General features: G+C 43.8%; 27 protein-coding genes. 14 read left to right on the forward strand and 13 right to left on the reverse strand.

The genetic code is table 11. The features are described from left to right. Window positions 1-1,830, reverse strand: coding sequence for a glutamine--fructose-6-phosphate transaminase (isomerizing) (gene glmS, locus NWF01_00605; GenBank protein ID MCW4023521.1), 1,830 nt, complete (start codon window positions 1,828-1,830; stop codon window positions 1-3). A 196-nt stretch (window positions 1,831-2,026) separates the two neighbouring features. Here glmS and NWF01_00610 point away from each other — a divergent pair, with 196 nt between their 5' ends. Next, entirely contained in the window at window positions 2,027-2,992 is a 966-nt protein-coding gene (locus NWF01_00610; protein MCW4023522.1) for a helix-turn-helix domain-containing protein, read from the forward strand. Next, complete coding sequence (locus tag NWF01_00615; GenBank protein ID MCW4023523.1) at window positions 2,992-3,417, forward strand: DUF371 domain-containing protein; 426 nt, start codon at window positions 2,992-2,994, stop codon at window positions 3,415-3,417. Before NWF01_00610 ends, NWF01_00615 begins: the two co-directional genes overlap by 1 nt. Here NWF01_00615 and NWF01_00620 read toward each other — a convergent pair. The 3 genes from NWF01_00620 to rtcA form a co-directional block, all read right to left on the reverse strand. Beyond that, a complete protein-coding gene (locus NWF01_00620; protein MCW4023524.1) occupies window positions 3,414-4,466 on the reverse strand; it encodes a flippase-like domain-containing protein in 1,053 nt (350 codons plus the stop codon). The genes NWF01_00615 and NWF01_00620 overlap by 4 nt on opposite strands. A 122-nt stretch (window positions 4,467-4,588) precedes the next feature. Further along, window positions 4,589-5,653, reverse strand: a complete 1,065-nt coding sequence (locus NWF01_00625) for a class I SAM-dependent methyltransferase family protein (protein MCW4023525.1) — start codon at window positions 5,651-5,653, stop codon at window positions 4,589-4,591. After that, complete coding sequence (rtcA, locus tag NWF01_00630) at window positions 5,631-6,683, reverse strand: RNA 3'-terminal phosphate cyclase (GenBank protein MCW4023526.1); 1,053 nt, start codon at window positions 6,681-6,683, stop codon at window positions 5,631-5,633. Before rtcA ends, NWF01_00625 begins: the two co-directional genes overlap by 23 nt. Before the next feature lie 201 nt (window positions 6,684-6,884). On the opposite strand from rtcA, the gene NWF01_00635 reads away from it, so the two are divergent. The 4 genes from NWF01_00635 to NWF01_00650 all read left to right on the forward strand — a co-directional run bounded on the left by NWF01_00635 (window position 6,885) and on the right by NWF01_00650 (window position 11,669). After that, the gene (locus NWF01_00635) at window positions 6,885-7,964 is read left to right on the forward strand and encodes an alanine--glyoxylate aminotransferase family protein (GenBank protein ID MCW4023527.1); all 1,080 of its coding nucleotides are present in this window, start codon (window positions 6,885-6,887) and stop codon (window positions 7,962-7,964) included. Continuing rightward, the gene (locus NWF01_00640) at window positions 7,961-8,860 is read left to right on the forward strand and encodes a hydroxyacid dehydrogenase (GenBank protein MCW4023528.1); all 900 of its coding nucleotides are present in this window, start codon (window positions 7,961-7,963) and stop codon (window positions 8,858-8,860) included. The genes NWF01_00635 and NWF01_00640 overlap by 4 nt, the downstream gene beginning before the upstream one ends. A 367-nt stretch (window positions 8,861-9,227) precedes the next feature. Then, window positions 9,228-10,256: a hypothetical protein gene (locus NWF01_00645; protein ID MCW4023529.1), complete on the forward strand. Its 1,029-nt coding sequence runs from the start codon at window positions 9,228-9,230 to the stop codon at window positions 10,254-10,256. A 135-nt stretch (window positions 10,257-10,391) separates the two neighbouring features. After that, on the forward strand, window positions 10,392-11,669 hold the full coding sequence (locus NWF01_00650) for a DUF1015 domain-containing protein (protein MCW4023530.1): 1,278 nt from the start codon (window positions 10,392-10,394) through the stop codon (window positions 11,667-11,669). Between the two features lie 33 nt (window positions 11,670-11,702). Here the strand turns inward: NWF01_00650 and NWF01_00655 are convergent, their stop codons facing one another. The 3 genes from NWF01_00655 to rbcL form a co-directional block, all read right to left on the reverse strand. Next, window positions 11,703-11,846, reverse strand: coding sequence for a YHS domain-containing protein (locus NWF01_00655; protein MCW4023531.1), 144 nt, complete (start codon window positions 11,844-11,846; stop codon window positions 11,703-11,705). Window positions 11,847-12,103: 257 nt separating this feature from the next. Further along, window positions 12,104-12,793, reverse strand: coding sequence for a zinc ribbon domain-containing protein (locus tag NWF01_00660; GenBank protein MCW4023532.1), 690 nt, complete (start codon window positions 12,791-12,793; stop codon window positions 12,104-12,106). Window positions 12,794-12,850: 57 nt separating this feature from the next. After that, window positions 12,851-14,074 carry a type III ribulose-bisphosphate carboxylase gene (rbcL, locus tag NWF01_00665; GenBank protein ID MCW4023533.1) on the reverse strand — a complete coding sequence of 408 codons (1,224 nt, stop codon included), beginning with the start codon at window positions 14,072-14,074 and terminating at the stop codon, window positions 12,851-12,853. A gap of 108 nt (window positions 14,075-14,182) precedes the next feature. Between rbcL and NWF01_00670 the strand changes: the two genes are divergently transcribed. Together NWF01_00670 and NWF01_00675 are read left to right on the forward strand one after the other, a co-directional pair. Continuing rightward, on the forward strand, window positions 14,183-16,126 hold the full coding sequence (locus NWF01_00670; GenBank protein ID MCW4023534.1) for a hypothetical protein: 1,944 nt from the start codon (window positions 14,183-14,185) through the stop codon (window positions 16,124-16,126). A 35-nt stretch (window positions 16,127-16,161) separates the two neighbouring features. Continuing rightward, window positions 16,162-17,706 carry an AMP phosphorylase gene (locus tag NWF01_00675; protein MCW4023535.1) on the forward strand — a complete coding sequence of 515 codons (1,545 nt, stop codon included), beginning with the start codon at window positions 16,162-16,164 and terminating at the stop codon, window positions 17,704-17,706. Window positions 17,707-17,716: 10 nt separating this feature from the next. Here NWF01_00675 and NWF01_00680 read toward each other — a convergent pair whose 3' ends face one another. Together NWF01_00680 and NWF01_00685 are read right to left on the reverse strand one after the other, a co-directional pair. Next, window positions 17,717-18,079 (reverse strand): DUF5518 domain-containing protein, encoded by a 363-nt coding sequence (locus NWF01_00680; GenBank protein MCW4023536.1) that lies wholly within the window; start codon window positions 18,077-18,079, stop codon window positions 17,717-17,719. 17 nt (window positions 18,080-18,096) lie between these two features. After that, the gene (locus tag NWF01_00685) at window positions 18,097-18,795 is read right to left on the reverse strand and encodes a TIGR00266 family protein (protein MCW4023537.1); all 699 of its coding nucleotides are present in this window, start codon (window positions 18,793-18,795) and stop codon (window positions 18,097-18,099) included. 128 nt (window positions 18,796-18,923) lie between these two features. On the opposite strand from NWF01_00685, the gene NWF01_00690 reads away from it, so the two are divergent. Beyond that, the gene (locus NWF01_00690) at window positions 18,924-19,646 is read left to right on the forward strand and encodes a hypothetical protein (GenBank protein MCW4023538.1); all 723 of its coding nucleotides are present in this window, start codon (window positions 18,924-18,926) and stop codon (window positions 19,644-19,646) included. On the opposite strand, the gene NWF01_00695 is transcribed toward NWF01_00690, so the two are convergent. Then, entirely contained in the window at window positions 19,629-20,648 is a 1,020-nt protein-coding gene (locus tag NWF01_00695; GenBank protein MCW4023539.1) for an NERD domain-containing protein, read from the reverse strand. The two genes, NWF01_00690 and NWF01_00695, sit on opposite strands and share 18 nt — an antisense overlap. A gap of 248 nt (window positions 20,649-20,896) precedes the next feature. Further along, window positions 20,897-21,439 (reverse strand): DUF308 domain-containing protein, encoded by a 543-nt coding sequence (locus NWF01_00700; GenBank protein MCW4023540.1) that lies wholly within the window; start codon window positions 21,437-21,439, stop codon window positions 20,897-20,899. 155 nt (window positions 21,440-21,594) lie between these two features. Between NWF01_00700 and NWF01_00705 the strand changes: the two genes are divergently transcribed. Beyond that, window positions 21,595-22,032, forward strand: coding sequence for a hypothetical protein (locus tag NWF01_00705; GenBank protein MCW4023541.1), 438 nt, complete (start codon window positions 21,595-21,597; stop codon window positions 22,030-22,032). A 46-nt stretch (window positions 22,033-22,078) separates the two neighbouring features. Further along, complete coding sequence (locus NWF01_00710; GenBank protein ID MCW4023542.1) at window positions 22,079-22,405, forward strand: arcadin 1; 327 nt, start codon at window positions 22,079-22,081, stop codon at window positions 22,403-22,405. Here the strand turns inward: NWF01_00710 and NWF01_00715 are convergent. Beyond that, a complete protein-coding gene (locus tag NWF01_00715) occupies window positions 22,392-22,721 on the reverse strand; it encodes a hypothetical protein (GenBank protein ID MCW4023543.1) in 330 nt (109 codons plus the stop codon). The genes NWF01_00710 and NWF01_00715 overlap by 14 nt on opposite strands. A gap of 139 nt (window positions 22,722-22,860) precedes the next feature. Between NWF01_00715 and NWF01_00720 the strand changes: the two genes are divergently transcribed. Then, window positions 22,861-23,133, forward strand: a complete 273-nt coding sequence (locus NWF01_00720; GenBank protein ID MCW4023544.1) for an acylphosphatase — start codon at window positions 22,861-22,863, stop codon at window positions 23,131-23,133. A gap of 36 nt (window positions 23,134-23,169) precedes the next feature. After that, window positions 23,170-23,712: a flavodoxin family protein gene (locus NWF01_00725; protein ID MCW4023545.1), complete on the forward strand. Its 543-nt coding sequence runs from the start codon at window positions 23,170-23,172 to the stop codon at window positions 23,710-23,712. Here the strand turns inward: NWF01_00725 and NWF01_00730 are convergent. Next, on the reverse strand, window positions 23,709-24,101 hold the full coding sequence (locus NWF01_00730) for a hypothetical protein (protein ID MCW4023546.1): 393 nt from the start codon (window positions 24,099-24,101) through the stop codon (window positions 23,709-23,711). The two genes, NWF01_00725 and NWF01_00730, sit on opposite strands and share 4 nt — an antisense overlap. A gap of 199 nt (window positions 24,102-24,300) precedes the next feature. Here NWF01_00730 and NWF01_00735 point away from each other — a divergent pair, with 199 nt between their 5' ends. Then, on the forward strand, window positions 24,301-25,464 hold the full coding sequence (locus NWF01_00735) for a hypothetical protein (protein ID MCW4023547.1): 1,164 nt from the start codon (window positions 24,301-24,303) through the stop codon (window positions 25,462-25,464).

Raw genomic sequence — 25,464 nt, forward strand, 5'->3', positions numbered from 1 at the left:
CTACTTTACGGTTACTGATTTTGCTAGATTTCTTGGCATGTCAGGGTTAAGCTTTTTCTCAAGAGACACATAGTACGCGAGCAGTTGCAGTGGCACAACGTAGGGAATAGGGGAGAGAACCGTGGGAATCCCCTTCGGGACCTCAATGTAGTCGTCCGCGAGCGATTTTATTTCTTCATCACCTTCCTCGATTATGGCGATTATGGATGCACCTCTTGCTTTCATTTCCATGATGTTGCCAATCAAGGTTTTATGGCAGTCATCTTTGGGGCAAACAAAAATCACGGGAAACTCTGGCTCGATAAGGCTGATAGGACCATGCTTGCTTTCTCCTGCTGGAAACGCGATACTTGGAATGTATGCGATTTCCATAAGTTTTAGTCTGCCTTCATACGCAGTGGCAGTATTGATACCTCTGCCAAGGAAAAAGAACACTTTAGTATCCGCGTATTTCTTGGCAATTTGTTCGACTTTTTTCTCCTGTTTAGCAACAATCTCATCTACAAAATCTGGAATCTTGAGCAGTTTTTCCTGCAAACAATCCATCTCATCCTGAGAAATCTTTCCCCGTTTCTTAGACAAACGAAGCGCTAACTGTGCCAAAACCGAAAGCTGGGACGTGAAGGTTTTTGTTGCTGCAACCCCAATCTCGGGACCTGCCTGGGTACCAATGTAGACTCGGCTAACTCTAGTGAGTGTACTGCCGATAACGTTAGTTAAACCCAGAATTGTTGCAGCACGCTGCTGAGCACAGGTTAACGCGGATAGGGTGTCGGCTGTTTCTCCTGACTGGCTAACGGCTAGGATTGTACTATCAATATTTACAGATTTGCCGTGTTGCTCAACAAACTCGGATGCGTACACAGGGTAAGTGGGCAAAAACGCAAGTTTACTAAACATGTATGACGCTGCTAGGCAGGCGTGGTAACTTGTTCCGCATGCAACAAGGAAAACTTCATTGGCTCGGTCAAGAAAAGTTGTAATTAAATCTAAATAGTTATCTTGCAAACGCAACGTGTTACGCAAAGTTTCTGGTTGCTCATGGATTTCTTTAATCATAAAATGCGGATAACCATGCTTTACAGCCATCTCAGCAGTCCATTGAACAAGGTGAGGTTCACGCTGCACAATGCTGAAATCAGAGATTTTCCGTATCTCATATCCTTGCGGTGTAAGAATAACGATTTCACCATTGTTTATTGTGACTGCCTTGTTGGTTATTTGCAAAAACGCAGGGATATCCGAGGCACAGAAAACACCCTGACCGTTAACACCTAAAACCAGCGGGCTTTCGTTTCTGGCGCAGATTATCTTGTCTGGTTCATGTGTGCTGATTATGGCAAATGCGTAGGAGCCTTCAATTCGCTTGAGGCTCTCCTGCACGGCACCTTGCAGAGTAAGCTTTGGATTCTGCTTTAGGGCTTCTTCGATTAAATGAGCCATAACTTCAGTGTCAGTTTTGGAAACAAATGTGTGCCCCAAATTTTGTAGTTCAGCTTTTAGCTCCAAAAAGTTTTCAATAATACCGTTGTGAACAACAACAATTTGTCCTGTACAGTCTGTGTGCGGGTGCGCGTTTACTTTGAGGGGGGCACCATGGGTTGCCCATCGAGTATGTCCAATGCCGATGTTGCCCGGTAAATCATTCAGATTTAGAAGACGGTTTACATCATCGATTTTTCCTTGGTCTTTTTTAAGAAAAAGGTTATTGTCACTGATTGTTGCTATGCCTACTGAGTCGTATCCTCGGTATTCAAGGTGTTTTAGGCAAGAATGGATTATTGGCGCTGCATTATCCTCTTTGAGGACGCATCCGAAAATGCCACACATATTTTTTCTTCCTTTATATTTGTGGGTGCTTTGGAGGGCTAATAAGGATTTTTAGGATTATTGTTTGACTACTAAAAAGTTTTTTTCAGGGTTATCTTGGAGTTTTTGCCTGCAAAGGATGTATATAAGCGGTTGATCAACTAACCATTATAAACTTTTTTATAGTACATCAGAGACAGATAAATCGAACACAAAAATGGACAAAAAAATACTCCTGCAAAACAAAGACAACACACAAGAAATCAAAGAAATCACCCTAATCAACAACCCCCAAAAATTCAAAATGGCACTAGGCACCCTAAGCTGGAAAATCCTAACCATCCTCTCAAAAAAAGAAAGCTACCCATACGAAATCGCGCGCCAACTAGGCATGCATGAACAAAAAATATACTACCACATTCGAAAACTTGCACGAGCAGGAGTTATAGTGGTTTCCCGTGAAGAAAAACGTAAAGGAGCAACGGCACACTACTACAAAGTTGTCTCCCCCGCTTTTGGAATCGAGTTTCCAACACCCTACAAACCCATTCAAAACCTCTATGCTCCTACCCTAGACGAAACCTTACAACAATTCTTCACAGAATATATTGATGTAAACGGGGTGTTTGATGGAAAAATCGTTGTGGGCAGCCCCTTACCGCATGGACCTTTCAAAACCAGCGCCAGAGACGGACATTACTCAGCACATCTGGCACTGTTTATGGGGCAATTCGCCAAGATGCCCACAGAGTTTGCCGTGAAACTAGACGTTGATGTGAAAGTGGAAAAAGAAGAGAAAAACAACCTCATCCTAGTGGGCGGACCAGGAACAAATCTGCTGACACAGGAAATCAACGAACACTTACCCATCAAATTCATAATGCAATCCAGCAAGCAGGGCTTCTTACTTGGAGGCTTAGCATCCCAGAAAACCACCCGTATCTACACTGCTGACATGTCAGGGTTGGTTGCCAAAATTGTAAATCCATGGGACAAGAACAAACGAATCATCGTGTTGGCAGGCAACAAGGCAGTGGGCACCAAAGCCTGCGTGCTGGCGCTGACCAGTTTTTGGAAAAAAACCCTAGAAACTTACCGTGACAAAGACTCGTTTGCCGTGGTCATTTCAGGATTTGACCTTGATGGAGACGGCAAAGTGGATTCTGTTGAGGTTGCTGAATAATGCCCGCCATAATTGAGAAAATTGTAGCGCACGGTCATCCTAACATTTCAGCACTGCACCCGACCACGCTCATGTTCACCAAAGACGAGAACCTAACAAAAAAGGGGGATTGCATTGTGGCTGTTGGTGCAGATAATGCAGTGGCGGATTTTTCAGAAGAATTTAAAACCAAACTTCAAGATTCAAACACCAAACTAACAATCCAGATGAAAATTGACGACGTATCATGGCAGGTTACGGCGCGTGGCTCACCTAAACTATCCTTAACCAGCAAGGAGGAGATTGTTGTGCGAAAGAGCGATTTTTCCTCTGAGAGAACAATGGCGGTTTGTGCGGATAAAGCCTCAGTGGACATGCCAAGGGAAATGGTTGAAAAATTGAAAAATCCAAACCAAAAAGTTGAGATAACGCTAACTTTAGCCTAAGCGGTGGGTTCTTGAGGTTTTTTAGAAAATTTGTTGTGGATTTTTCCTATTAATCCAGTGCTTGTTTTTAGAACCGCTGGCAAACCAACTAAGTCAGTTGTTGTTGCTATTAGTCTAACTAGCAACGCGAATGTTATGGCGTAAGGAAGAATCACCGTTGGCTGGGCACTTATACCTGTTAATAGGAATGCATAAGCGGCTTCTTGCAGACCAAGCCCCGCAAAAGTTATGGGTACATACATGAAAGCGGCAGTTAGTGGTCCCATAAATAGCATATCTATGAATGTGGGTTCAGCCATTCCGATAGCTTGAGCTAACAAAATTAAGGAAATTCCGCTGAAAATGATAGAACCCAACACGGAGACAACAATAACTTTTAAGGAACTACGCAGTGCCGCCTTGTCATTTGTGAACATTGAACGGACTTCCTGAAGCTTCTTAATTACAATACCGACAAGGGGTAATTTGCAAAGTTTGAGAAGTAACCCAGAGAAATAATTAGTCCAAACCAAAATTGTCAAGCCTACTCCACAGGCTAAAAGCACCAATATACCTGCAAGCAACGCATTAGTAATAGACGAATCAATCACGTTACTGGGAATGCGCATTAAAAAGTAAAGCAATGCAATCGTGGAAAAAGATGCTTTTACAAAAAAGTTGCCAGCGCCAACGGCCATAACACTCATTAAGCCTTTCTCAATGGGTACAGCTTCAAGTTGGTTAAGCAGTACTGGAGTTGCAAAGTAGCCTGATTTTGCAGGGGTTACGTCACTTAAGAGTTGCCCGCCAAAGTTTGCTAACATGGTATTTTTGAAGCGTGGTGCAGCTTTGAGGGCTTTTAGGGCTCCTTGAAGTGCAAAACCGATTGCAAACGATGAAAGGATAAAGAAAACTATGGATGTGGCAAGTAGGGGTATGTTTGTGTTGCTTAGGATGTTTGCTGCTTGGGTTAAGTTGACGTTTTGAAATAGCAAATACAGTATTAAGATGCTTACTGCAGCTTGCACGGGAACGAGCAGGGTGCGCAAACGTTTAGCTGACAAATTCAAAGGGTATTCTCCAAAGGTCTCTGCTTGTTAGTTAAATTGACTTTCAACAGCGCAACCGTGATAATTATAGGTAAGGCAACAAAAACTGCAATCCCAACCTTAGAAGCCACAAGTCATAGGCGCTAACGGATTTGGGCATCTAAAACCACTTGAGATTCAAACGGCGCAGTTTCGCGAATACTTCGAACACAAAGAAAACTTTGAAGAACACGCCCATTTTTCTCCACCAGATAAGAAAACTGCTGCTGCAAATCCTCAATCGTATCAGGTTGACGAACAAACCCGTAAAAATGCACCACACCACCCGAGGGCTTTAGAGCGTTACATGCGGCATCCACAAAGTCGATGGCAGTTTCAGGCAGATTCATAATTACCCTATCCGCAGCGCCTTTGAGCTGTGTTTTTGCGATTTCTCGTGCGTCACCCAAAACAGGGAAAACCCTATCAGCTACCTTGTTTAGGTGAACATTTTGCTCTAAAAACTGCACTGCATCAGGGTTTAGGTCAACCCCATAAACCTTGGCAGCTTTTTGGGTTTTTACAATCAGCACTGCAAAGGGTCCAACACCCGCAAACAAGTCCACCACAGTTTCATCCGCTTGGACAAGGTATGCTACGCGTTGGTGCTCAGTAGAGAGTCTTGGGGAGAAGTATGCTTTGGCAATGTCCACGTGATATTGACAACCGTATTCCCTATGGATCGTGTGGGTTTTGTTTTCGCCCGCGATAAATGTGTAATCGCGAACACGAAAAGTCCCAGATATGTCACCTGCTTTTGCCAGCACGGTTTTCACGTTTTTCTGGGTCTCCAGTACTGCCGCGCCAATCAGGCTCTCGTACTCTTTGAGTTGCGGGGGAATGTCTATTATGGCTATGTCACCGATTACATCCATTGCGTGGGGCAGGTTTGGAAGCAGTTCAGGGGGGAGTTGACTGCTTAGGGCTTGGGTGAGGGTTTTTTCGTGTTGAATTTTTTCTGTGAAATCTGCTGTTTCAACTTGCAGGCTTGAAATTTGCTCAAATTTTTCCATGACCTCTGCGTCAGGTTGCCCAATTAGGGGGATCCAAAGCGAAGTTTCATCTCGCTGAATAATAAGCGTCTTGTCCATAATGCCCAGTTTACTAGCTAACGCAATGGTTTTTTCGCCATCAATTTTTGAAACTTTAAGACATACTGCTTGCGGCATCGGTCTTCTCTATTCTGTAGAGGTTGCCTTCCCTTTTAACATTAAACCCAACACCAAGCAATTTCTCCATAAGCCAAAGGTTGGACTCGATATGCTCAGAAATTTCGCGGGCATAAATCACCGATTTCCCATCCGTAAGCGCCATGTAAGGAATCAGCATATCTGCCAAAAACATATCCACCGACGCGCCCGCTACCAATTCGGTGAGGATTTTTTCTGCAGCCTCTTTGCCTACGGCTTCCGCGGTTTTACGTAATTCCCCAATCGAGTCCGCACCCAAAAAGTTCCCGTTGGCATCTTTTGCCCAGAGCACGATTGAGCTGCCTTTTTGTATGGGGTTTGATTGGTCGTTGATGATTTTGATGTTGTTGGGGTAGCCTTTTTGGGTCAAAACTTCGCTTGCGGCTTTGGCTTGACGTTCTGCAACATTACGGTCAGCCAGATATGTACATACTGAAACACCGTTTACTATGTCGGGTTTACCAAAAGGCACCATATTTAGGGGTTTCAGTTTTGCAGGTTTAACCGTAAGCGTGGCTTCGCCGTTGCCTTTAGGGTAATACCCGTAGCGGTCAACCATGATTTCTGCCTCAACACCCGCCCGCGCAAGGGCAGGAAGCAGAACATTTCGCATGTAATTGATTGTTGGCGCATGCAACGTGTCGGTTCCGCCTTTGGCCACATGAAGTCGCACTGGGGTTTTGGCGTAGGCGCAGATGGGTAAAACTGAGAGGAAAAGCATGGGGATGCTACCTGCGGTTTCAATTATGGCTTCAATGTTGCCGCCGCAGATTTTTTTGGGTGTAAACCAGAGCTCTTTTGAACCCAAAACGGCACCTTCCAGTTTGGCATTGCATAGTTTTACTGCAGTGAGCACGGATTCGAGGTGCTGGTGTTTTAATCCTGGTTTGGGGCGGTTTTGGCGAATGTTGATAATGTGTAAGGGTTGCCCACGTATTGCGGCTAATGCTATTGAGAGGCGAAGAATTGTGCCGCTTCCGCTTTTTTGGCTACCGTCAATTTCAAACATACATGAGGTTTATATCATTTCAGTTTAAAAAACTCACAGGCAATTTTACCGTATACTTGTTAGAGCGCAGTAGAACCCAAAAATGGCGTGGTTAATGTTTTTGTTGGCTTTTGTTTTGGCAGTTTTTACTTTTAGGTGCTGTTTTTTGCCGCATAAGGCTTATATTTTTAGGTTTAGCCTTGATTGTTGAAGGTTTAGTTTATGCATAAGAAACTGTTGATTCCAGGTCCAACCGAAGTAAGTAAACCAATCCTTGAAGAACAAGCCCAATACATGATTAGTCACAGAAACAAAGAATTCGTGGACCTATACGGAGGAATCACCTCTAAACTCACCCAATTCTTCCAATTACCCCAAGACATCAAACCAACCGTAACCACATCATCAGGAACACTCTGGTTTGACATCATCGGAAGAAGCATCGTAAAACAAAAAGCACTCGCATGCGTAAACGGCGCTTTTAGCAAACGCTGCGCAAAAACCGTGACGGCTTGCGGTAAACAAACCGACATAATCGAAGTAGAAATGGGCAAAGCAATTAAACCCGAAATGGTCGCCGAAAAACTCGAAGGCGGCGGCTACGACACCGTCACAGTCTGCCACAACGAATCCTCCACAGGCGTACGCAGTCCCATCGCAGAAATCGGCAAACTAATCCGCAAAGACTACCCCGACGTAATGTTCTGTGTCGACGCAGTTTCCAGCATGGCTGGTGATTGGATTTTACCTCAAGAAATAGGCTGCGACGTAGTCTTTACTTCATCACAGAAATGTTTCGCGCTCCCACCTGGTTTAGCAATCGCGTTGGTTAATGACCGCGCAATTGAACGTGCAAACCAGGTTCCAAACAGAGGCACCTACACGGATATGGTTGATCTGTTTGAGTTTGAGAAGAAGCATCAGACGCCTTTCACACCATGCATACCCTTATTGTATGCACTTGATAAACGCTTAGACATGCTGCTGGAGGAAACTTATCCCAAAGTTTATCAGCGTCACCTTGACATGGCACACTATACACAGGCTTGGGCAAAGAAGCATTTTGAAATGTTTCCAGAACCAGGATACGAATCCGTCACTGTTAGCTGCATCAGAAACACTATGGGCAAAAACGTGAAAGAACTTAACCAGAAACTTGAAGAAAGAGGCTTCATGATTAGTGGTGGCTACGGCAAATTGGCGGAACAAACCTTCCGAATTGGACACTTAGGTGAATGGAACTTAGAAGGCATAAAACAAGTCATCGCGCTCATTGATGAAATTTGGAGTCTTCCTGCTTGAGCTTTAAAGTCTTGGTAAGCGACAAGATTTCCCAAGAAGGCATAGCGCTTCTTGAGGAAAAAGGCTACCAAGTCACAAAAGCATGGGACATCCCCAAAACTGAGTTGCCCAAAATCATCGGCGAATATGATGCGTTAATTGTGCGTAGTGCAACCAAAGTCAAAGGTGAACTGCTTGAGAATGCGAAAAAACTGCGTGTCATCGGGAGAGCAGGCGAAGGCTTAGACAACGTGGACTACGAAAAAACCCGCCAAATGGGCATCACCCTTGTCAATACGCCCCATGTTTCTTACCTTAGTGTTGCTGAACTAACAATTGGTTACTTGTTGGCTTTGGCACGTGGAATCGTGCAGGGTACCATTAGCCTGCGGGAGGGCAAATGGGAAAAAGAAGCCCTAATGGGCATGGAGCTGAGCGGTAAAACCTTAGGCGTCATCGGTTGTGGCTATATTGGCAGAGCCGTTGAGCGCATGGCAATCTCGCTTGGCATGAATGTATTAGGCGTGGAGGAATGTGTGCATGACCGCTTTGTGCCCTTGGGTGAGATGCTTCCTAAAGCCGACTTCATCACCATCCACGTGCCCCTTAGTCCCATAACAAGACACATGCTCTCAACACGAGAGTTTGACATGATGAAAGATGGCGTAATGATTGTGGACTGCTCCCGCGGCGGCGTAATTGACCAAGAAGCACTCTATCAAGCCTTGGTTTCAGGTAAAGTTCGTGCTGCTGCGTTGGATGTTTTTGAGCAGGAGCCTCCGCCTAAAGGTTACAAGTTGCTTTCGCTTCCTAACGTGATTGCAACACCCCATGTTGGTGCTCAAACCGTTGAAGCTCAACAGAAAGCCGGCGTGCTTATAGCTAAACGTGTTATTGAAGAATTAGAAAAACCTTGAATTGAACCGTTTTGGTTGGCATTAAGCCTTTAAGGAATGCGATATACAAAACGAGTTAAGGCACTCAATTAACTTTGCTCAGAGTAGTTTGGTTCTTCTGCGATATGCTTGTCTAAGACCTTATTGGGAGGGGAGTGATAAAAAAAAATTGGCGGTGATTTTTATGTAATAAATTGTAAATCAGTAATGTTGAATTAAAAATGCATAGGTCAACTTGCTTTTTAGTAGTGTAAAAAAATTAAAACCTTTTTAATATTTTAGATAATATATGCTGTTGTCTATGTTTATTCTTAAGTTGAAGTCTTTAGTGTTGTTGAAAAAGGCAAGTGTTTGCTCGTTAATTTTGTTAGTGTTGTTGCCTATTGTCATGCAGGTGTCTTGTGTGTTTGCTGTTGAGGACTCTTTTAGAGCTGAGGATTTGGCGTTTATGCGAGACATTTTAGGGATTGATATAAGCAAATACAGTTTAGCTGGTGTCAACACTGTGGGTGATCGAACAAAAAACTTGGAGAGCACACTTTACAGTTTTGCATCTGGAGGAAATGAGTTTAGTGTGGATCATTATGCTAGTTCAGGGCATTCTTTTTACTCAATAGAAGCCTATGGTGAAGGGGCGCGGTCTGTTTTTGTTGACGCAAAAGCCAGCACTGTCGAGGAAGCAAAAGCCATTCTTGAGCGTTACCAAGCTAAATATGATGTTTCTTACGTGCAGCATTTAATCAGTTCTCTTGACATGTTTTCGCTTGGGAAGCAGTTTAGTAACGTTTCAAAAACAATGGGCGACACGCAGTTGGTTGTTGACATTGATGTTGATAAGGCGGGTACCCGAAGTGAATTAATCACATGGAGCAGATCAGTAAACGGTGTTTATAACCGTCACGATATCATATCGTTCCATTTTGTCAATGGAGTTTTGCGGTCTTTTGCTGATAGTTGGAATCGTTATGAGATTGGTAGTTCAAGTGTTAATGTGGATGAAGCGGCAGCGATAAGTATTGCTAAGGAGGAGGCTGCTAAGACGTGGTGGACTTCGGGTAATGAAACAGTTAGAGATGTTGTGGTGGTGGATAAGTCTATTCTTACGGAGCTGTATTATGCCCCGCGGGAGGGATTGCTCTATCCATTCTGGGTTATCCGCATGGGACTAGACAAAGTTTACCCAGGCGGCGTAACTTCCATCACAGCGGTGATTCGAGCGGATACAGGACAGCCTGACGGCATCTCCACAGAGGCAAGCTACGGCGCAGACGACGCCCCTTCGCAAACCAGCACCCCGCCCCCAGAGACTGATACACCACAAAACCCAAACATTTTACCCATAGCTTTAGCCATTGCATGCCTCATCATAATCGCTGCAACAATCATAGTTGTCAAAAAGAGACAGGGCACAAACTAGCATAGTTCAAATTTCTGTTATCAGTATTTGAAATTTCATTATTTATTTTTATATTTAAAGGGCAAGAAGTCTATCGGAGAGCTTATAGCTAAAAGAGTTATTGAAGAATTAGAAAAAACTGTGGATTGAATACTCTTGGTTGACATTAGACCCTTCAAGGCAATACGCTACACAGAACAGGCTGGAAACCCAGAAACCTTAATCACTCAACCCTACGACAAAATCGACGCCAAAATGCAACAGAAATATTATGAACAGTCACCCTACAATTACTGCCGCCTTGTTCTGCCCACTGAACCTAACCGCTACGAAGTTGTACATCAACGCATTCAGAAATGGCTCAGCGAAAACGTTATGGCAAAGGAAGCGCAGTCAGCGTTTTTTGTGATTCGCCAAGAGTATACGCTGGATGGTAAAACCTGTGCGCGAACTGGCATGATTGCAGCAGTTAGACTTTGCAGCTATGAAGAGAAAGAGATTTTTCCGCATGAAATCACGTTTTCCGGACCCAAACTTGACCGCTTAAACATGTTGCGGACAATCCAAAAAGACCTTGAACCAGTCTTTTTCATATACTCCGACCCAGAGAAGGCAACGGTTAACCTATTTGAGGAAATCACAAAAACAAAGCCTATATTCCAAGTTGTTGACGCCTTCAACGTTACACATTCTATATGGATGATTAACAGCCCCGAGAAAGTCGCGTTTTTGCAGGAAGCTATGGCGCAGAAAAAACTGGTTATCGCTGATGGTCACCACCGCTATGAGAGTGCAGTAGCTTACCGAAATGAGATGCGACAAAAAGGCTTTACTGATGCAGATTATGCGTTTAATTTTCACATTGGTCTTATTGTTCCTGTTGAGGATGAAGGATTAATTATTCTGCCCACTCACCGTCTCCTAACCAAAACTGTCTTAACCGATGAGATGCTAACGCAAATTAGCAAATTCTTCGTGGTCTCTGAGGTTGAGCACACAGTTACGGGTTTAGAGGCGTTTTTGCAGAGTCACAGCAATGAGCACGCATTTTGTATATATACCAAAACCAAAGCATACGGATTGCTACTAAAGCATAAAGAGAGCGTGTACGAGTTTGTTAACGCTAAAACCTCCAAAGAAACAAAACTTTTTGACGTTGTTATTCTGCGAGACGTTGTTTTTAAGGCAATTATGAAAACTGGCGAACTCAACATTGACCAGGATATCCTCTTTGTACGCTGGACCAAAGCTGCAGTTGAAAAAGTCGATAATGGCGAAGCTGAGGTGGCATTTTTGGTTAATCCGATTATGCCGCAGACGGTTTGGGAGATTGCGCAGATGCATGAGCGGTTGCCTGAGAAAAGCACTGACTTTTATCCGAAGATGGTTTCAGGGCTTATGATGATGGATATTTCATCAAAAGATAAGCTTTAAGCTACTTTTACCGCCTTTTCTTTTTTATGTTGCTTATTTGACGAATTTTGTTTGATGCCGCTTAAACTTTTTTTTGCACTGCACACTACAGAAATAGTATGTTTCACCTTGATAGGTGATTTTGTATTTAGCGGTACTTTCGTCTAAATTCATTCCACAAACTGGATCTCTAAACATTAGTGTAATCTGAACCTTCAGAATCCTATTCTTGCAACTAATACTTAACGTTAATGGTAACTAAACCCAAAACTGAACCCAAACCCCTCTGTTGCTATCAAAAGTTACGGTGTTACCTGCTGAGTTATTGGTTTGAAAAAGTGCCATTAGTGACCCTCTATAGTTTCTGCAAGGACTTTCTAATAGGCTCCAAATAGACTGATCTTTTGGCAGGTTGTGTTGATTTAATAAAGAAAGAAATTAATGACCAAGTTAGCTTAAAATCCGATTTTGATGTTAAAACCGCCTTTCGAGAAGTAGCCAAAAGGCATTTTGACTTTGTCGCCGTAGACTGATTTTAGCATTTTTACGTAGTCATTGTTTTCATCCATTTTAAACTCGGATTTACCCATGGCGGATTTTACTTCAAGCTCAAATTCGTGACTTTGTACTTGGTCATTGTTGTTGTAGAGGTTTTTTAGTTTCAACTTAACTTCGCTGATAGTGCTGTTGTTGTAAGCGTAGTTGCCAGGGGTTTCCGCTAAAATCGCGTCTGGCTGCATCGTAAGGTAACGTTGCGTATAACCAAAAGATGCTTTAAGCTGGTTTGCCCATTGCCCAAAAAAGCCTTTGCCGTCTGCTTTTGCTTGCTGCTGGGCATCTTTTACGGCTTGGGTCACCATTTGGCTGGTCATCTGGGCAAAAATGAAGCGTTGATTAGTGACAACTCCCGTGTAAGTGTCGTACCTTCCAAATGATTTAGACTTCCTAAGCAGTAAAACACCCATGATGCTTTCTCCGCTGTTGTTTTGGGCTGGTGGTGGAGGCGGGGGAAGAGGTGAACTTTGTGGTGTTTCAGTGTCTGGGGGTGGCGGCGGCAGCGGCAGCTCCATTAAGGGTGCGCCACAGTTTGAACAGAATTTCATGCTTGTTTCTGATTGTTTTCCGCATTTTCCACAAAATGACATATCGCTCACAAGAAAAAACCATTACAAGAGTAAGTAATAGTTTTGGGTTTATGGTGCCTAGTTTTTCCATTGGTTCAAAGCAAACAAGAGTTCCTTGTGATTTTTCGCGTATTCCTCAAGAGGTTTATTCAGCATTGCTGCGTCAACTGCTTGACGCATCGCCACTGCACCTGCCACTGTGCCGTCTGGGTGACCATGAATTCCGCCGCCTGCCTGAATAACAACATCATTACCAAAATAGCCTAAAAGCTCGGGTACAAGCCGTGGATGCACGCCACCTGAAGCCACAGGCAAAACCGCAGAAACCGTGCCCAGTGGTGCTTTGCAAGCATCAATGTTTTCCAGTACTTCTTGCTTGGTTTCAGACATTTTGCCCACTATTGTTCCCACATGCAACTGGTCAACACCAATTAGTCGCGATACTGTTGCTATGGGACGCATGGCGATGCCGTGTAGAGGGTTCTTGGTGAAGGCTGCGTGTCCTGCCCTATGCGCGTGAATAACAAGGTTAAAGTTCTGTTTACGAAGATTCTGTAGTGCTGACCATCCACAGGTTAAAATGTCAACCATCACGTACTCGCCACCCTCAGCCACCACGGATTCGGCACGTTTAATCATAACGTCAGTTTCTGCACTGATATTTATCATGTAGACTTTGCGTTCACCAGTTTCTTTCTCTGCCTTATCACGAGCTGAAAGGGTTTGTTCTAGTCGCTGTTGGAACTGGTTAAAGTTTTGGCTGCTCAGGTTTTCGTCGTCTTTTACTACGTCGCAGCCGCCTGCCCACGCGTCATAGGCTACTTTTGCGTGGTCAACGGTTTTTAAGCCCAGTTTAGGCTTAATTATGGTTCCTACAAGGGGGCGTTTGGGGATTTTTAGGAGCTTGCGGATGCCCTCTATGCCGAATTGTGGACCCATAAACCCCTTGGTTAGTATGTTGGGGAATTTTATGTCCATCAGTTTCAGATTTTTTATTGCTTTAAGCCCAAACACGTTTCCTGCAATACTGCTTAAAATGTTGGGCATGTTACCTTGCTCGAAAAGTTCTATAGGATACGCGATTTCTACAGTGTCACCTTGGATGCTATAGACATGCGCGGCGAGTTTTTCCACATACGGGTGCATCGTGGACAGCTCCGTCCATGTTCCAATGCTGCTTTCTGCTGCGATTGCTCCTGCAGCTTCGTTTAGGCTGATATCTTCAGACTCAACTTTAAAGGTGCAGATTAAGTCTGTTTTTGAGGGCTTATACGTTAAATCTACAAAATCTAGGTACTTCAAAACAGTTTTCCCCACTGGTATGCTATTGGGTTTTGTCTTAAAATGCTAATCGGTTTTTTCAAAGACCTTAAAAGCTTGTAAGCATGAAATAAGTTGAAAGGATTAAAAATGGGTAAGCCAAAACTTCGCATAATTACCTCAATACTTTTAGCAACCTTACTGCTGTCTGTTTTAACACCTACATTAATTTCCCAATCTCCAATACTTCCCGCCCAAGCAGCCGTGAATTACTCAGGTGGCTCAGCAGCAGAAATCCAAACGCTCATAAACAATGTTGCCTCACACGGGGGTTGGCTACAAAGTCCTCAAATCTGCTATGATGGAATCGTGCTTGGTCAAACAAACGTAAGCCAATTGCAAAAAGTAGTTGACGATTTAAATCGGCCTTCATCGGTTGATTGGATGCAAATATTTTATTGGTACTACGTGATGCAAAAGTTTGATGTTTCTATAAACCAAACAACCATTAAAGCTGCCCTTGATGCAACACCCATGATGCAAAACAAGCTTCCCAAAACGGATAACAGTCAAGGTTACCCTGCTTTTTCAGTGTATGACCGCTACATGGTTTACGCCTACACTCTTGCAGATAGCCTCAATTATGACACAGCTAAATGGGACCTAAATACTGCATACAATAGCTTCAAAACTGCTGTAGATAATTTTAAACCGCCTCTTTGGGTTAAAAATGACACATCTGCATCAGGCAATGGTAGATACTATGATGAAGGCGGTCAAACAGTGCAGATGTTTTTGGAATTTTACAAGGCTGGAATCACTGAAGCATTATCTGAAGCAGAAAAATGGTGGGAGTGGACAAACACTAACCTGTGGAACACGCTGACCAGTGAGGAAGGCATGTTTTATCAGTACTCGTTGAGTCGTGAAGATTTCGAGTGTGAAGTAGGCGGATTTAACCAGATAATCTGGGAACTCTACCATTATAACCCTGACACAGCAAACACTAACAATTTACTTATTGACCTACAAACTCGGTTGCTTTCAAGTCAATGGGATAGCCCACAATGGCTCAAATATGTCATTGTGCATGCTGGCTTAGGCGTTAACACTCAAACTAGACTACAAAATACAATTACATCTTGGGCAGCAATGCTTGGGTTAACCCCTTTAATGACGGATAGCATGAAAGCAACAATGCAAGAAATGCTCAACGGCAATAATTCTACCAACTTGCCTGCGTGGGCGTTACTCAAGAGAAGCAGCTTGTACCATTCAGGGATGTTCTCTCAAACTTCAAATGTAAATGCTTCCCCAGAAGCAACCGCTAATGCTGCTTGCTTGATGATGTATTTGTCAATGGTTCCAGTGAATGGTTCAGTTGCAGTACCCATTCAAGACTTACGATACGAAGATGTAAACAACATTATTGATGGGGAAATCTCAAACATCAACCTGACAAGTAATCAGCTAACAGTTAGCGTTCTAAATCCCGGCGTTTTCAACTTCCTCTATGGGTCATCACCTGTAACTTATGATTTGCCAACCAGTGGAACCTGGCTGTTAACGTTTGCCTCGGACTGTAACTCGATAGAAAACGCGACTCTATTGTCCTCTTTGCCGTCTTCAAGAATATATCTTTCTGCAGACATAACAGCTAAATCCACCTACACCATCACAGCTTTGGCGGATGACCACTGTCAAATAGCGCCATCTGGAACGTTAACAGTGCATGAAGGAGATGCTGCAAGCTTTGTTTTTACGCCAAATCGGGGTTGTGTAATAACAGAGATTATAATTAATGGCGACCAAATTGTAAATGGGTCAGGTCAAGAGAAGGGCTCTTACATGTTTAGTAATGTGCATGCGAACCAAAACATAACTGTTTACTCTTCGACTTTTCCAGTTTCCTCATCAAACAGCACAGCAACTACGACGCCGACAGCAACCATAACGCCCACAGCATCACCCACAAACAAACCTGATGATGCTAAACTGTTCATTGGATTATCAATTGCTACCTCAGGAGCGATTGCTGGTTTGGTTTTGATTTTTTATTTAAGAAGCAGAAAAGAGGAACCAGTTGAAATTTAACTTTCCCCGTCATCTAATATTTCACAGTGGTACCTTTGAAGTTAATTGCAGAAATCCTACACATCTCCTCAGGCGGAATCCGTTTTGCCATTCTAAGCCAAGAAAGCGCTAATACTTTAGGTATACACAGTAGCGACCGTATACGCATAAGCTTTGGTAGTCGAGAAATGATTACCATAGCCAACATCGCAACAATTTTTCCCCAAAACCGCATCGGACTGTATCAAGAAACCGCATCAGCCTTAAACATCAAAGAAGACACAGAAGTCAACGTGGAACTGGCAAATTACCCTGAATCACTCATGCACATCCGAGCTAAACTACGCGGTGAACGCCTCAGAGAACAAGACCTTGTAGCCATCGTTAAAGATGTAGTTGAACGGCACCTGAGCACCGTGGAAATCGCGGGGTTCCTAACGGCTCTTAGCATTTACGGGCTTAGCACAAGCGAAAATGAGGCATTAAGCCGAGCTATGGTTGCCACAGGAAAAACTCTCAACTTTGGCAAAGGACCAATCCTTGACAAGCACAGTGTAGGCGGCATCCCAGGCGACAAAACCAGCATGCTTGTAGTGCCCATTGTTGCCGCTGCGGGATTCACAATTCCCAAAACCTCCTCACGCGCAATCACTTCACCTGCAGGAACTGCTGACCGCATGGAAACCCTATGCCCAGTCAAGCTTGAAACCAGCGAAATCATGGAGGTAGTTAAAAAAACTAATGCTTGCCTTGTTTGGGGGGGCTCACTGGAACTTGCACCAGCCGATGATCTCTTCATTCAAGTCGAGTACCCCTTAGGTATTGACCCAATGCTTTTACCCTCAATATTAAGCAAGAAAAAAGCCATTGGCGCAACACACGTGGCCATTGACATCCCAACAGGGGTAGGAGCAAAAATCAAGACAAGACAAGAAGCCTACACGCTTGCCTCTGATTTTGTGGACTTAGGTAAACGCCTTGGACTAAACATTCAGTGCGCATTAACCTTTGGCGACCAACCCTTAGGCTACAGCATTGGTCCCTGTCTGGAAGCCCAAGAAGCCCTCTATACCCTAATGGGGCAGGGTCCTTCTGACCTTCGCGAAAAAGCTGTGGGACTGGCAAGCATGCTTTTTGAAATGGTCGGCATCGAAAACGGTATAGCAAAAGCCGAAGATATGTTGGATTCAGGAAAAGCAGAACAGAAAATGCGAGAAATCATTGCAGCTCAGGGCGGAAACCCCAATGTTAAACCTGACGATTTACCTGTTGGCAAAGAACATGCTGTTGTACGTTCAGAACAGGCTGGGCGGGTTCTTTGGCTTAGCACAGAGGACATTGTTCGTATTGCTCGTGTAGCGGGTGCACCTAAAGAAAAAGGTGCTGGTGTGCGGCTTCATGCTAAACTTGGAGAAACGGTGCGTAAAGACAGCATGCTTTTGGAGGTTTATGCTGAACGCGCAAGCAAACTGGAGGCGGCTCTTAAACTTGCAAAACGGCTTTCGCCAATTGTTCTGAGCAGAAAAGAAGAGGAAAAAATGGTTCTGGACCGTGTTCCTGAGAAACTGCCACAAACCAAGACGTTTATGCTTGATAGATAAAAAAAAAGGGTTAAAGGTGTCTGATTGCGCCGCCGATAAAGCCACCGATTGCTGGAATTATCGCGCCCACTATCAAGGCTATGATTGTTGCTACAATCCCAACTAAACCTCCAGCGATAGCGCCCAAGACGCCAAACAAAGAACCACCCATAACTATCAGGTTAAAGAAGCCAAGCAATGCAATCACCGCCGCGCCCAAAACACCAGCAACAAAACCTGCAAGTGCGCCTCTAAGTGCACCACCCGCAATTAATCCCGCTACTAAACCACCGATGAAGCCGCCTATTATCAATCCAACTACTGGAGCAAACAAAGCTAACGCTACAACAACTATAAAGCCAACAACTGTTCCCAGCATTGTGCCACCAAACATGACTTTTCACCGCTGTTTTATCGTGCGCGTGTTGCTCTTACTTTAGGTTCAAGCAGTGTCCAAAGCCACTCACTGAACTCACGCAGGTTCTTGGTCTGAATATGCACTTCTCCGGGACCTGTAATCTGGGTGACTAAGCCCTCGCCACTAAACAGTGTTTCTTTTAAGCCGCCAAACCGTGTGACTCTGTAGCTACAGGAGTCACTAAACCCGACCAAATGGAAGTTATCCACAATCAAGGTTTGCCCCGGCTGCAGGGTGTGCACGTCTATGGCTCCAAAAGTGTTAATGAAAAGTTGCCCACTTCCTGTGGCTTTAATCATAAACAAGCCTTGTCCAAAGAGACCTTTAGTGAAGCCTTCCCATTTCACGTCTAAGTCTATGCCCTGCGTGGAAGCGATATATGCGGATTTCTGGATAACGTAGCCTCTACCGGGGGTGACTTCAAGTTTTTCTATATCACCAACTGGTGCTGCTACAAAAGCGGCTTCTCCGGGGCCATTGACAGCAGTGTAATCGTTAACCCAAAAGGATTGCCCGCCCAAGAGTTTTAAGCCTATACTGCCAAGCAGGCTTTTTTCGCGTTTTCTTGTGTGGACTTCAATGTTTGGGTTCATGTAGGTCATTGCGCCTGATTCTGCGGTGATGGTTTCGCCTGGGTCAAGTTGAGTGAGTAGCATAGCGTATGAGGGTTTGTATTTAACTTCAAACTTCATCTCTTTCACTTCTATCTGGGTTACTTTATTCTAGTTTAAGAATTTATGGATAACTTGCAGGGTCAAAGAGCAAAATGGGTGTTTTAAGGGGTTTTATGCGTTACTTATAATAGCTTCCTGCTGCACAATTGCAAATAATAGTTTCAGGTTTGGCAAGAATAATGGTTCGTGGCTTAACAAAGCACTCTGCATTTAAAGTAATAAAAAAAACATATAGTTTAGCACTAATCTTCAACGCCTTCTTCACAATCGCCTGCGCAACCGAACTCCTCGCAGGTTTCTACCGTGCTGCACCATACTGGCATCCTTTTGAACCCTACCTTGCCGACGGCAATCTGCTCTGGATAATGGTTATAGCTGCACTTGTTAACATTTTTCCCAGCGCCAGTATCGGACGCGCAATCCACACGGGACGTTTCCTGTTCCATCATTACGTCTATGGCTTTGCAGTTCTGATTTTAGCCTGCATCTACGTGGTTGCCTTCACACCCGTTTCCATAGTTAATCTCTTCTTGGTTGGAACCAACGATGTTCCCGTTAACATTGGGCGCTTCTTTGTTTTAGGTGGTTTAACCCTGTTTTTGGATGATTTACCAGACGTAAATAAGCGCGTTGAATCAGGATTAAACTGGCTAAAACGTCAAGCTTACCGTGGACGCAAAATAATCTTTGGTACCCAAATAGTTATGGGGATACTTTCAGTGTATCTTCTCTTTGCTATCACTATTTGGACAGTTGGAAGCCTCAATAATTTACTGTTCAACTCTTTCCTAATCGGCACACTTCTAGTAACGTGCATAACTACCTTTGCGCACATAAAACGCCGTGACTGGCTAAAAATTACGCCTTAAAACTCGCTTCACGTTAGGGTTAAAGAGTTCTTTTTGTATTTCTTCAAGCTGCTTTTTAGTGTAAAACCTGTTGGTTTGCAATTTAGTTATGTAACTGGTCAAGTTTTGAGCCTTAACCACTGCTACCGTGGGACTCTTTAATTCCAAAGTGGCATGGTTGTTAGTGAAAACCACTATGCCCCCCACGTAAACATTCAAATCCCGCAGTTGAGGCGCAACATCAATAATGCGTTTGATTTTGGCAGCATTTCTTCGAACCTGCCGACTTGGACTCCCCATGTCACGCATCCCCTCTCGCTGCCAAACATCCCCATAACAGCTAATTTTGCCCTTCCAATTCTTGGTTTCCAACACGAACACACCGTTTGGGGCAAGCAGGATGTGGTCGATGTCTCCTCCTTTGTCTTTGAGGTAGAGGTTGTTGATTAGGGTGTAATCGCTGGTTAAGTTGTTTTTTAGTTGATGATTAACCGCTTTTTCACCATCAGCACCACCGCTGTACACCCTGTACTTGTGCATGAAAAAGTAAGCTAAAGCAGCAGGTGCAATACAAGCAAGCAAACCCGCGATTTCAAAAATGTCCAACGAAAACAGCAAAATCGCTCGAACACAAAAAACCACCAAAAGTAAACAGAAAACAACAATACACAAAACCGTAAAGGCGAGGTATTTTCTTTTCTGCTTTTTAACAAAGCTACTGGAGCCCTTGACTATTTTTAGAGATGCTTTTTTTGGTTCTTCTTTGGGTTTTTCTTTCTTTGATTTTTTCTCTTTTTTTGTGGGTTTGTTTGCAGTTTGTGATTGCTCTTTTGGTTGGTCTGCTTCAGTTTTAACGTCAGTTTTCTGCTCTGGCGCAACTTTGGCTTCCACGATGATTTGCTCTTCAGCAGTAGATTCCAAATTAGGTTGCTGTGATGTTTCTTTTGCAGCATCTTGTGGCTCAGCTGTCTTTGGTTGTTTCTTTTGGCTTTGCGGTTTGCGTTTTAGCGAGAGCTTTGGCATCTAACACATTCTCGTCTGGTTAATTATGTGGATTGAAGATTTATAGCTATGCAAAAAGCTACTTTCCAATATTATTTTTGTCTATAATAAATGAACTCGACTTGTCTACATCCCAAAACAAACTATCTCTAACGGGGCTACAGCTAGACGCACAGCTGGCAAAAACCGTTGACTGCTTGGATTAGTCCATGGTTGCAGTCAGTATTGTATTTTTAGCGTTGGCATATTTTGTTTGGGCAAAATAATTTTTAGGTAAGGGGAATACCGACTATTCCTGAGGCTATGCTGTCCATGCCGATTAGGATGAGGGCAAGTGAAACAAAAAAGGCGTAGGTAAAAATTCCGACGACAGGGAAAAATATTACAATCAAAGCAAACACCGCGACCAAGATGCCAAACAGAATAATTAGTGCTCTTAGAGCCCCATTTAGATTAGTTGCTGCTCCACCAACGACTAGACGCCCGATTGCGTAAATCAAAAGACCAATTCCGATTAAAATCGTTAAAGAAATCGTTGCAAACTCTGGAAAAAATACGACCAACAAGCCTACAATAAGTGCTATTACGCCTATTACTGCATTGCTTGACCTAGCTGAGTCTGGAAGTTGTGATGTGTATGCTGTTGCAAGCCGCAAGATTCCTACTGCAATTAATGCTATTCCAAACAGAACCACTAGGGTAACAACAGTTATGGTTGGATAAATCAAGGCTAAAATGCCCACTGCCAACGCGAAAATTCCCAGAATAATTTCTAAAACTCTATATCCAGCTGCAGACTTCTCATTGCTCAAAACAAAAAACTCCTGCGGTAAAACCTTGAATTTAAGACACAAACTGAAATAAAAATTAATGCTAAGCAAACAAAACAGCAACTATCTAAGCGACCATCTTTTGCGAAAACGTTATCTCCATAAACCACCGAAATAACAAGTGGGGAAGAAACAAGTTGGAGAATGACCACTACGCCTACATTTTAACAGTTAACGAAAAATACTGGAACCGCTTAACCCAAAAAAACAAAACCACCCTTGGCACCCACGTGTTCATCCGCAAAAGCCAAGTTCCACCCAAAACCACCACACAACTCCTCTTCTACGTTGCAGGAAAAAAGCAGGTGTTGGGCACAGCGGATTTCATGGAGCGCATAGTGGGGGATTCGCTGGAGTTGTGGCAGAAACTAGGCAGGGAATCCTGCTTTGAGGGGTTGGGTGAGTACATGCGGTTTGCTGCGGGGCGAGACAAGATGACGTTTGTGCGTTTCTGCAATCTCCAAGAAATCCAAACCCCTAAAGCCAGTGTGGAATTGGAGAAAATTGTTGGGTCACTGAAGAATTTGCAGTTTGGACGGTTCCTTGGTCAGCGTGAAGCAGCTTTTTTGGTGTAAAGCATTAAATTTGGGTCTTTACATTTTCTATTAATCGAGAGCGATAATGATGTTTCGTGTACGCGTAAACAAGATTGAATCCACAAAAGATTTAGACGGTAACTTAGGCAAAAGAATCGAACTGCTGGAAGAACGCGAAGTTAACCCGTACGTGTTAAGACCCCAGTCTGACGAGGCAAAAATGGCGCAAGAAGTCATGCAGGCGCTTCAACAGCAAATGCCTTTCCTACCCCAGCGAACCCAAATGGCAACGCCTAAAATCATTCTATTCCTCACTGAACCAGAGTACGACAGTTTTGGCATAACCTTTGACGTAAACCAAGTCTATGAGGTCGTGCTGGAGAACCAATCAATCCGGTTCATGAAAGTTTAAGCACTTCATTTCGCAGCGATGCTAATGCTGTATGCTTAGGGTGAAATGAGAGCACAAACATCATGTTCCGTATTGCACCGCTTATTTCCTCTAAACCTGACATTTTTCCATCATCACAATACAACGGAACAGGTTCCCCGCCGTTTCCTTCCTCATAATAAACGTAGATGGGTGAGCCTGTGCATTTGAGGCTTACCAACTCAAAACCCAAATTCAACTGTTTTGCGGTTTGCTGAGCTGCAGATGTTACTGCATCCAATCTGGTTTGTGTTTTTGTGCTACCTGAACTGTAAACCATCAATTTTCCACTGTTCACTAACACTTTTTCGCCTCACAGGTCTTCTTTGGGGTAAATTCCTTTTAAGTCAAGTCTTCAAAAGACCCATCTAAACCGTGGAGAGGCAAGTTAAAGCCAAGCATAAACCCTAAAAACCCCGCATACCAAACCATACCTCATGAACACACGAGCACACGTGTACGTAACGGGACTAGTTCAGGGCGTTTATTTTAGGCAAAACACTAAGCGGTTAGCTAAAAAATTTGGTGTAACAGGTTGGGTTCGCAACTTGCCCGATGGCAGAGTGGAAGCTACTTTTGAGGGCGAACAAGCCGCCGTGGAAGAGATGGTGCATTACTGCAAAGAGGGCACGATAAGGGCAAAAGTGACGGATGCACAGGTGTCGTGGGAACCGTTTAAGGGCGAATTTGCTGATTTTCAAATAGTCTAACTTAACGGTTAAATCATAAAGTGCACATGTTTGCCTATGAAGGTTCTTGGTTTAGTGGGCAACCCCCGAAAAGAAAGCAACACGGACTTGCTTGTAGATGCAATTTTGAAAGGCGCACAAGAAAAGGGAGCCAGTACCGAAAAAATTTACCTCTACAGAACAGAAATTTTGCCCTGCATCGACTGCAGAGCCTGCAAACGGGGCAACAACCAATGCACACTAAAAGACCAAATGCAAACACTCTACCCCAAACTTGAGGAAGCCGACGTTTTGGTTTTTGGGACACCCCTGTACTGGTATGGTTCCTCTGCAAAAATGAAACTGCTAATTGACCGCCTTCGCCCATACGTCGCGTCGATGAAGCTGAAAAGGAAGCGGGCTGTTTTGGTTGTTCCATCCGCGGAAGGTGCAGAAGCCTGCAAACCCACAGTTGACATGTTTAAACTGTCCTTCAAATATTTAGAAATGACTTTAGCGGATGTACTGTTGCCGTCTGCTTATGAACGGGCAGAAATAAAAAAGCAACCAGAAACACTAAACCAAGCTTTCGAATTGGGCAAAAACCTCAAGCTATCTTAAGGTTTCTTTTTTGGCACGCGAAAATGGCTTTCTTTGCCTGCGCTGATGTACTCGCCACCCATATCCCGCACTGCCGACGCGACCCTTACAAAATTTGTACCCAGATACTCTTTAGGTTTAATCATCACGTATTCTCCTTTATCTTCAAAACCCATGCGTGTTTCAAGTTCTTCAGGGAAGGACATGCGAATATCATCCAGTGTGCGGGTTTTTCCTGACGGCATCGCTGATGCAGGGTTTGATGTTGATGGTTGAGTGATTTGTCCCACTGCGAGGCTTTTTAGAGAAGCAGAAACTGTGCGTAGTTCCGTTTGGATTTTGCTTAGTTGACCTGTGAGTTCTTCGACTTTTTGGAGCAGTTGACCAAGTTTTTCTTTGTCAGCACTCAAAGCAGATACCCTTTAAACCCATACTAGCTAAGAAACTTAATAAATAATTAGGCAAAACCAAACCAAATCCTTTTTTGCATCTGCTAACTGTTGTTTTTTATGGTTTACACGTTTTTTCCAATAATTTTAAGTTCTTAAACTGGCATAATTTTAGGAGTACTCAACTGTTTTTTAGTAAAGGTTGAGATGAGGGTTAAGTTTGGGTGAACAGAGGAAAGCAAAGGCATTTTTGGTCACTGTTCTTATTTTAACGTTGACCTTAGCTACTGGTGCCGCTGTATATTTCGCAGCTAAACCTGCGGGTTCCAGAGAGGTTTATGTGGGCATGAATATTGCCTACGGCGGCGAAGAAACAGCTATTCACATAATAGACACAGTCTCAGATTATGTTAACTTTGTAATTCTGGGTTCACTAAACCTAACCACTGATGCTGAGGCGCTGGGCAGAGTTTGTGATTACATCTACCAAAAAGACCTAAGCTTCATAATTTATGTTGGATTTTCCAACAGCAACGATTTAGTTCCGCCTAGAGGACCAGATGAGAACTTCTTTAGAGACGCCACTCAAAAGTACGGGGATAGTTTTTTGGGAGTTTACCTGTTTGATGAAGTGGGCGGGAAACTAATTGATGGCGCTCACTCCGTGGATGTTTCCAAAGCAACAACCTACACAGAAGCAGCCAATACCTACATTCTCCATTTAGGCTACTTCCTTAGCAACTACAGCAGCCACTATGAACCCCCAGAACTAAAACTGTTCACTTCAGATTACACGCTTTACTGGTACGATTATGCAGCAAGTTATGATGTAGTGTTTGCCGAGTACATCGGGACAGACAGCAAAGAAATTCCAACGGGGCTGTGCAGGGGAGCAGCAACGGCGCAACAGAAGGAGTGGGGAGCAATGTTGACTTGGTCAAACTATCAGGACTTCATTGATACACCCCAGCAAATATACGAAGATATGGTTTACGCGTATGATAATGGCGCCAAATACATTGCAGTTTTCAACTCAGCCACTGACCACACCGAGGCAGAATATGGCGGATTAACCAATGAACATCTGCAAGCCATGAAAAACTTTTGGGAATACAAAAAAACCCATCAACCAAACCCACCAGCCACCACAGCATATGTGCTTCCCAGAGATTACGGGTACGATTTTAGAAGACCCGACGGGTACATATGGGGAAAATGGCCTGCTGACTCGCTGACATCGCAAATATGGAACAGCCTAAACGTGCAACTGGAAAATCATGGTCCAAGCCTTGATATTGTGTATGAAACCTTGACAGATAACTATCCGGTAACTCTGCCCTATGATAGGCTGATTTACTGGAACGGAACAATAGTCGAAAAGTAA

Source organism: Candidatus Bathyarchaeota archaeon, from assembly GCA_026014585.1.
GTDB lineage: Archaea > Thermoproteota > Bathyarchaeia > Bathyarchaeales > Bathycorpusculaceae > Bathycorpusculum.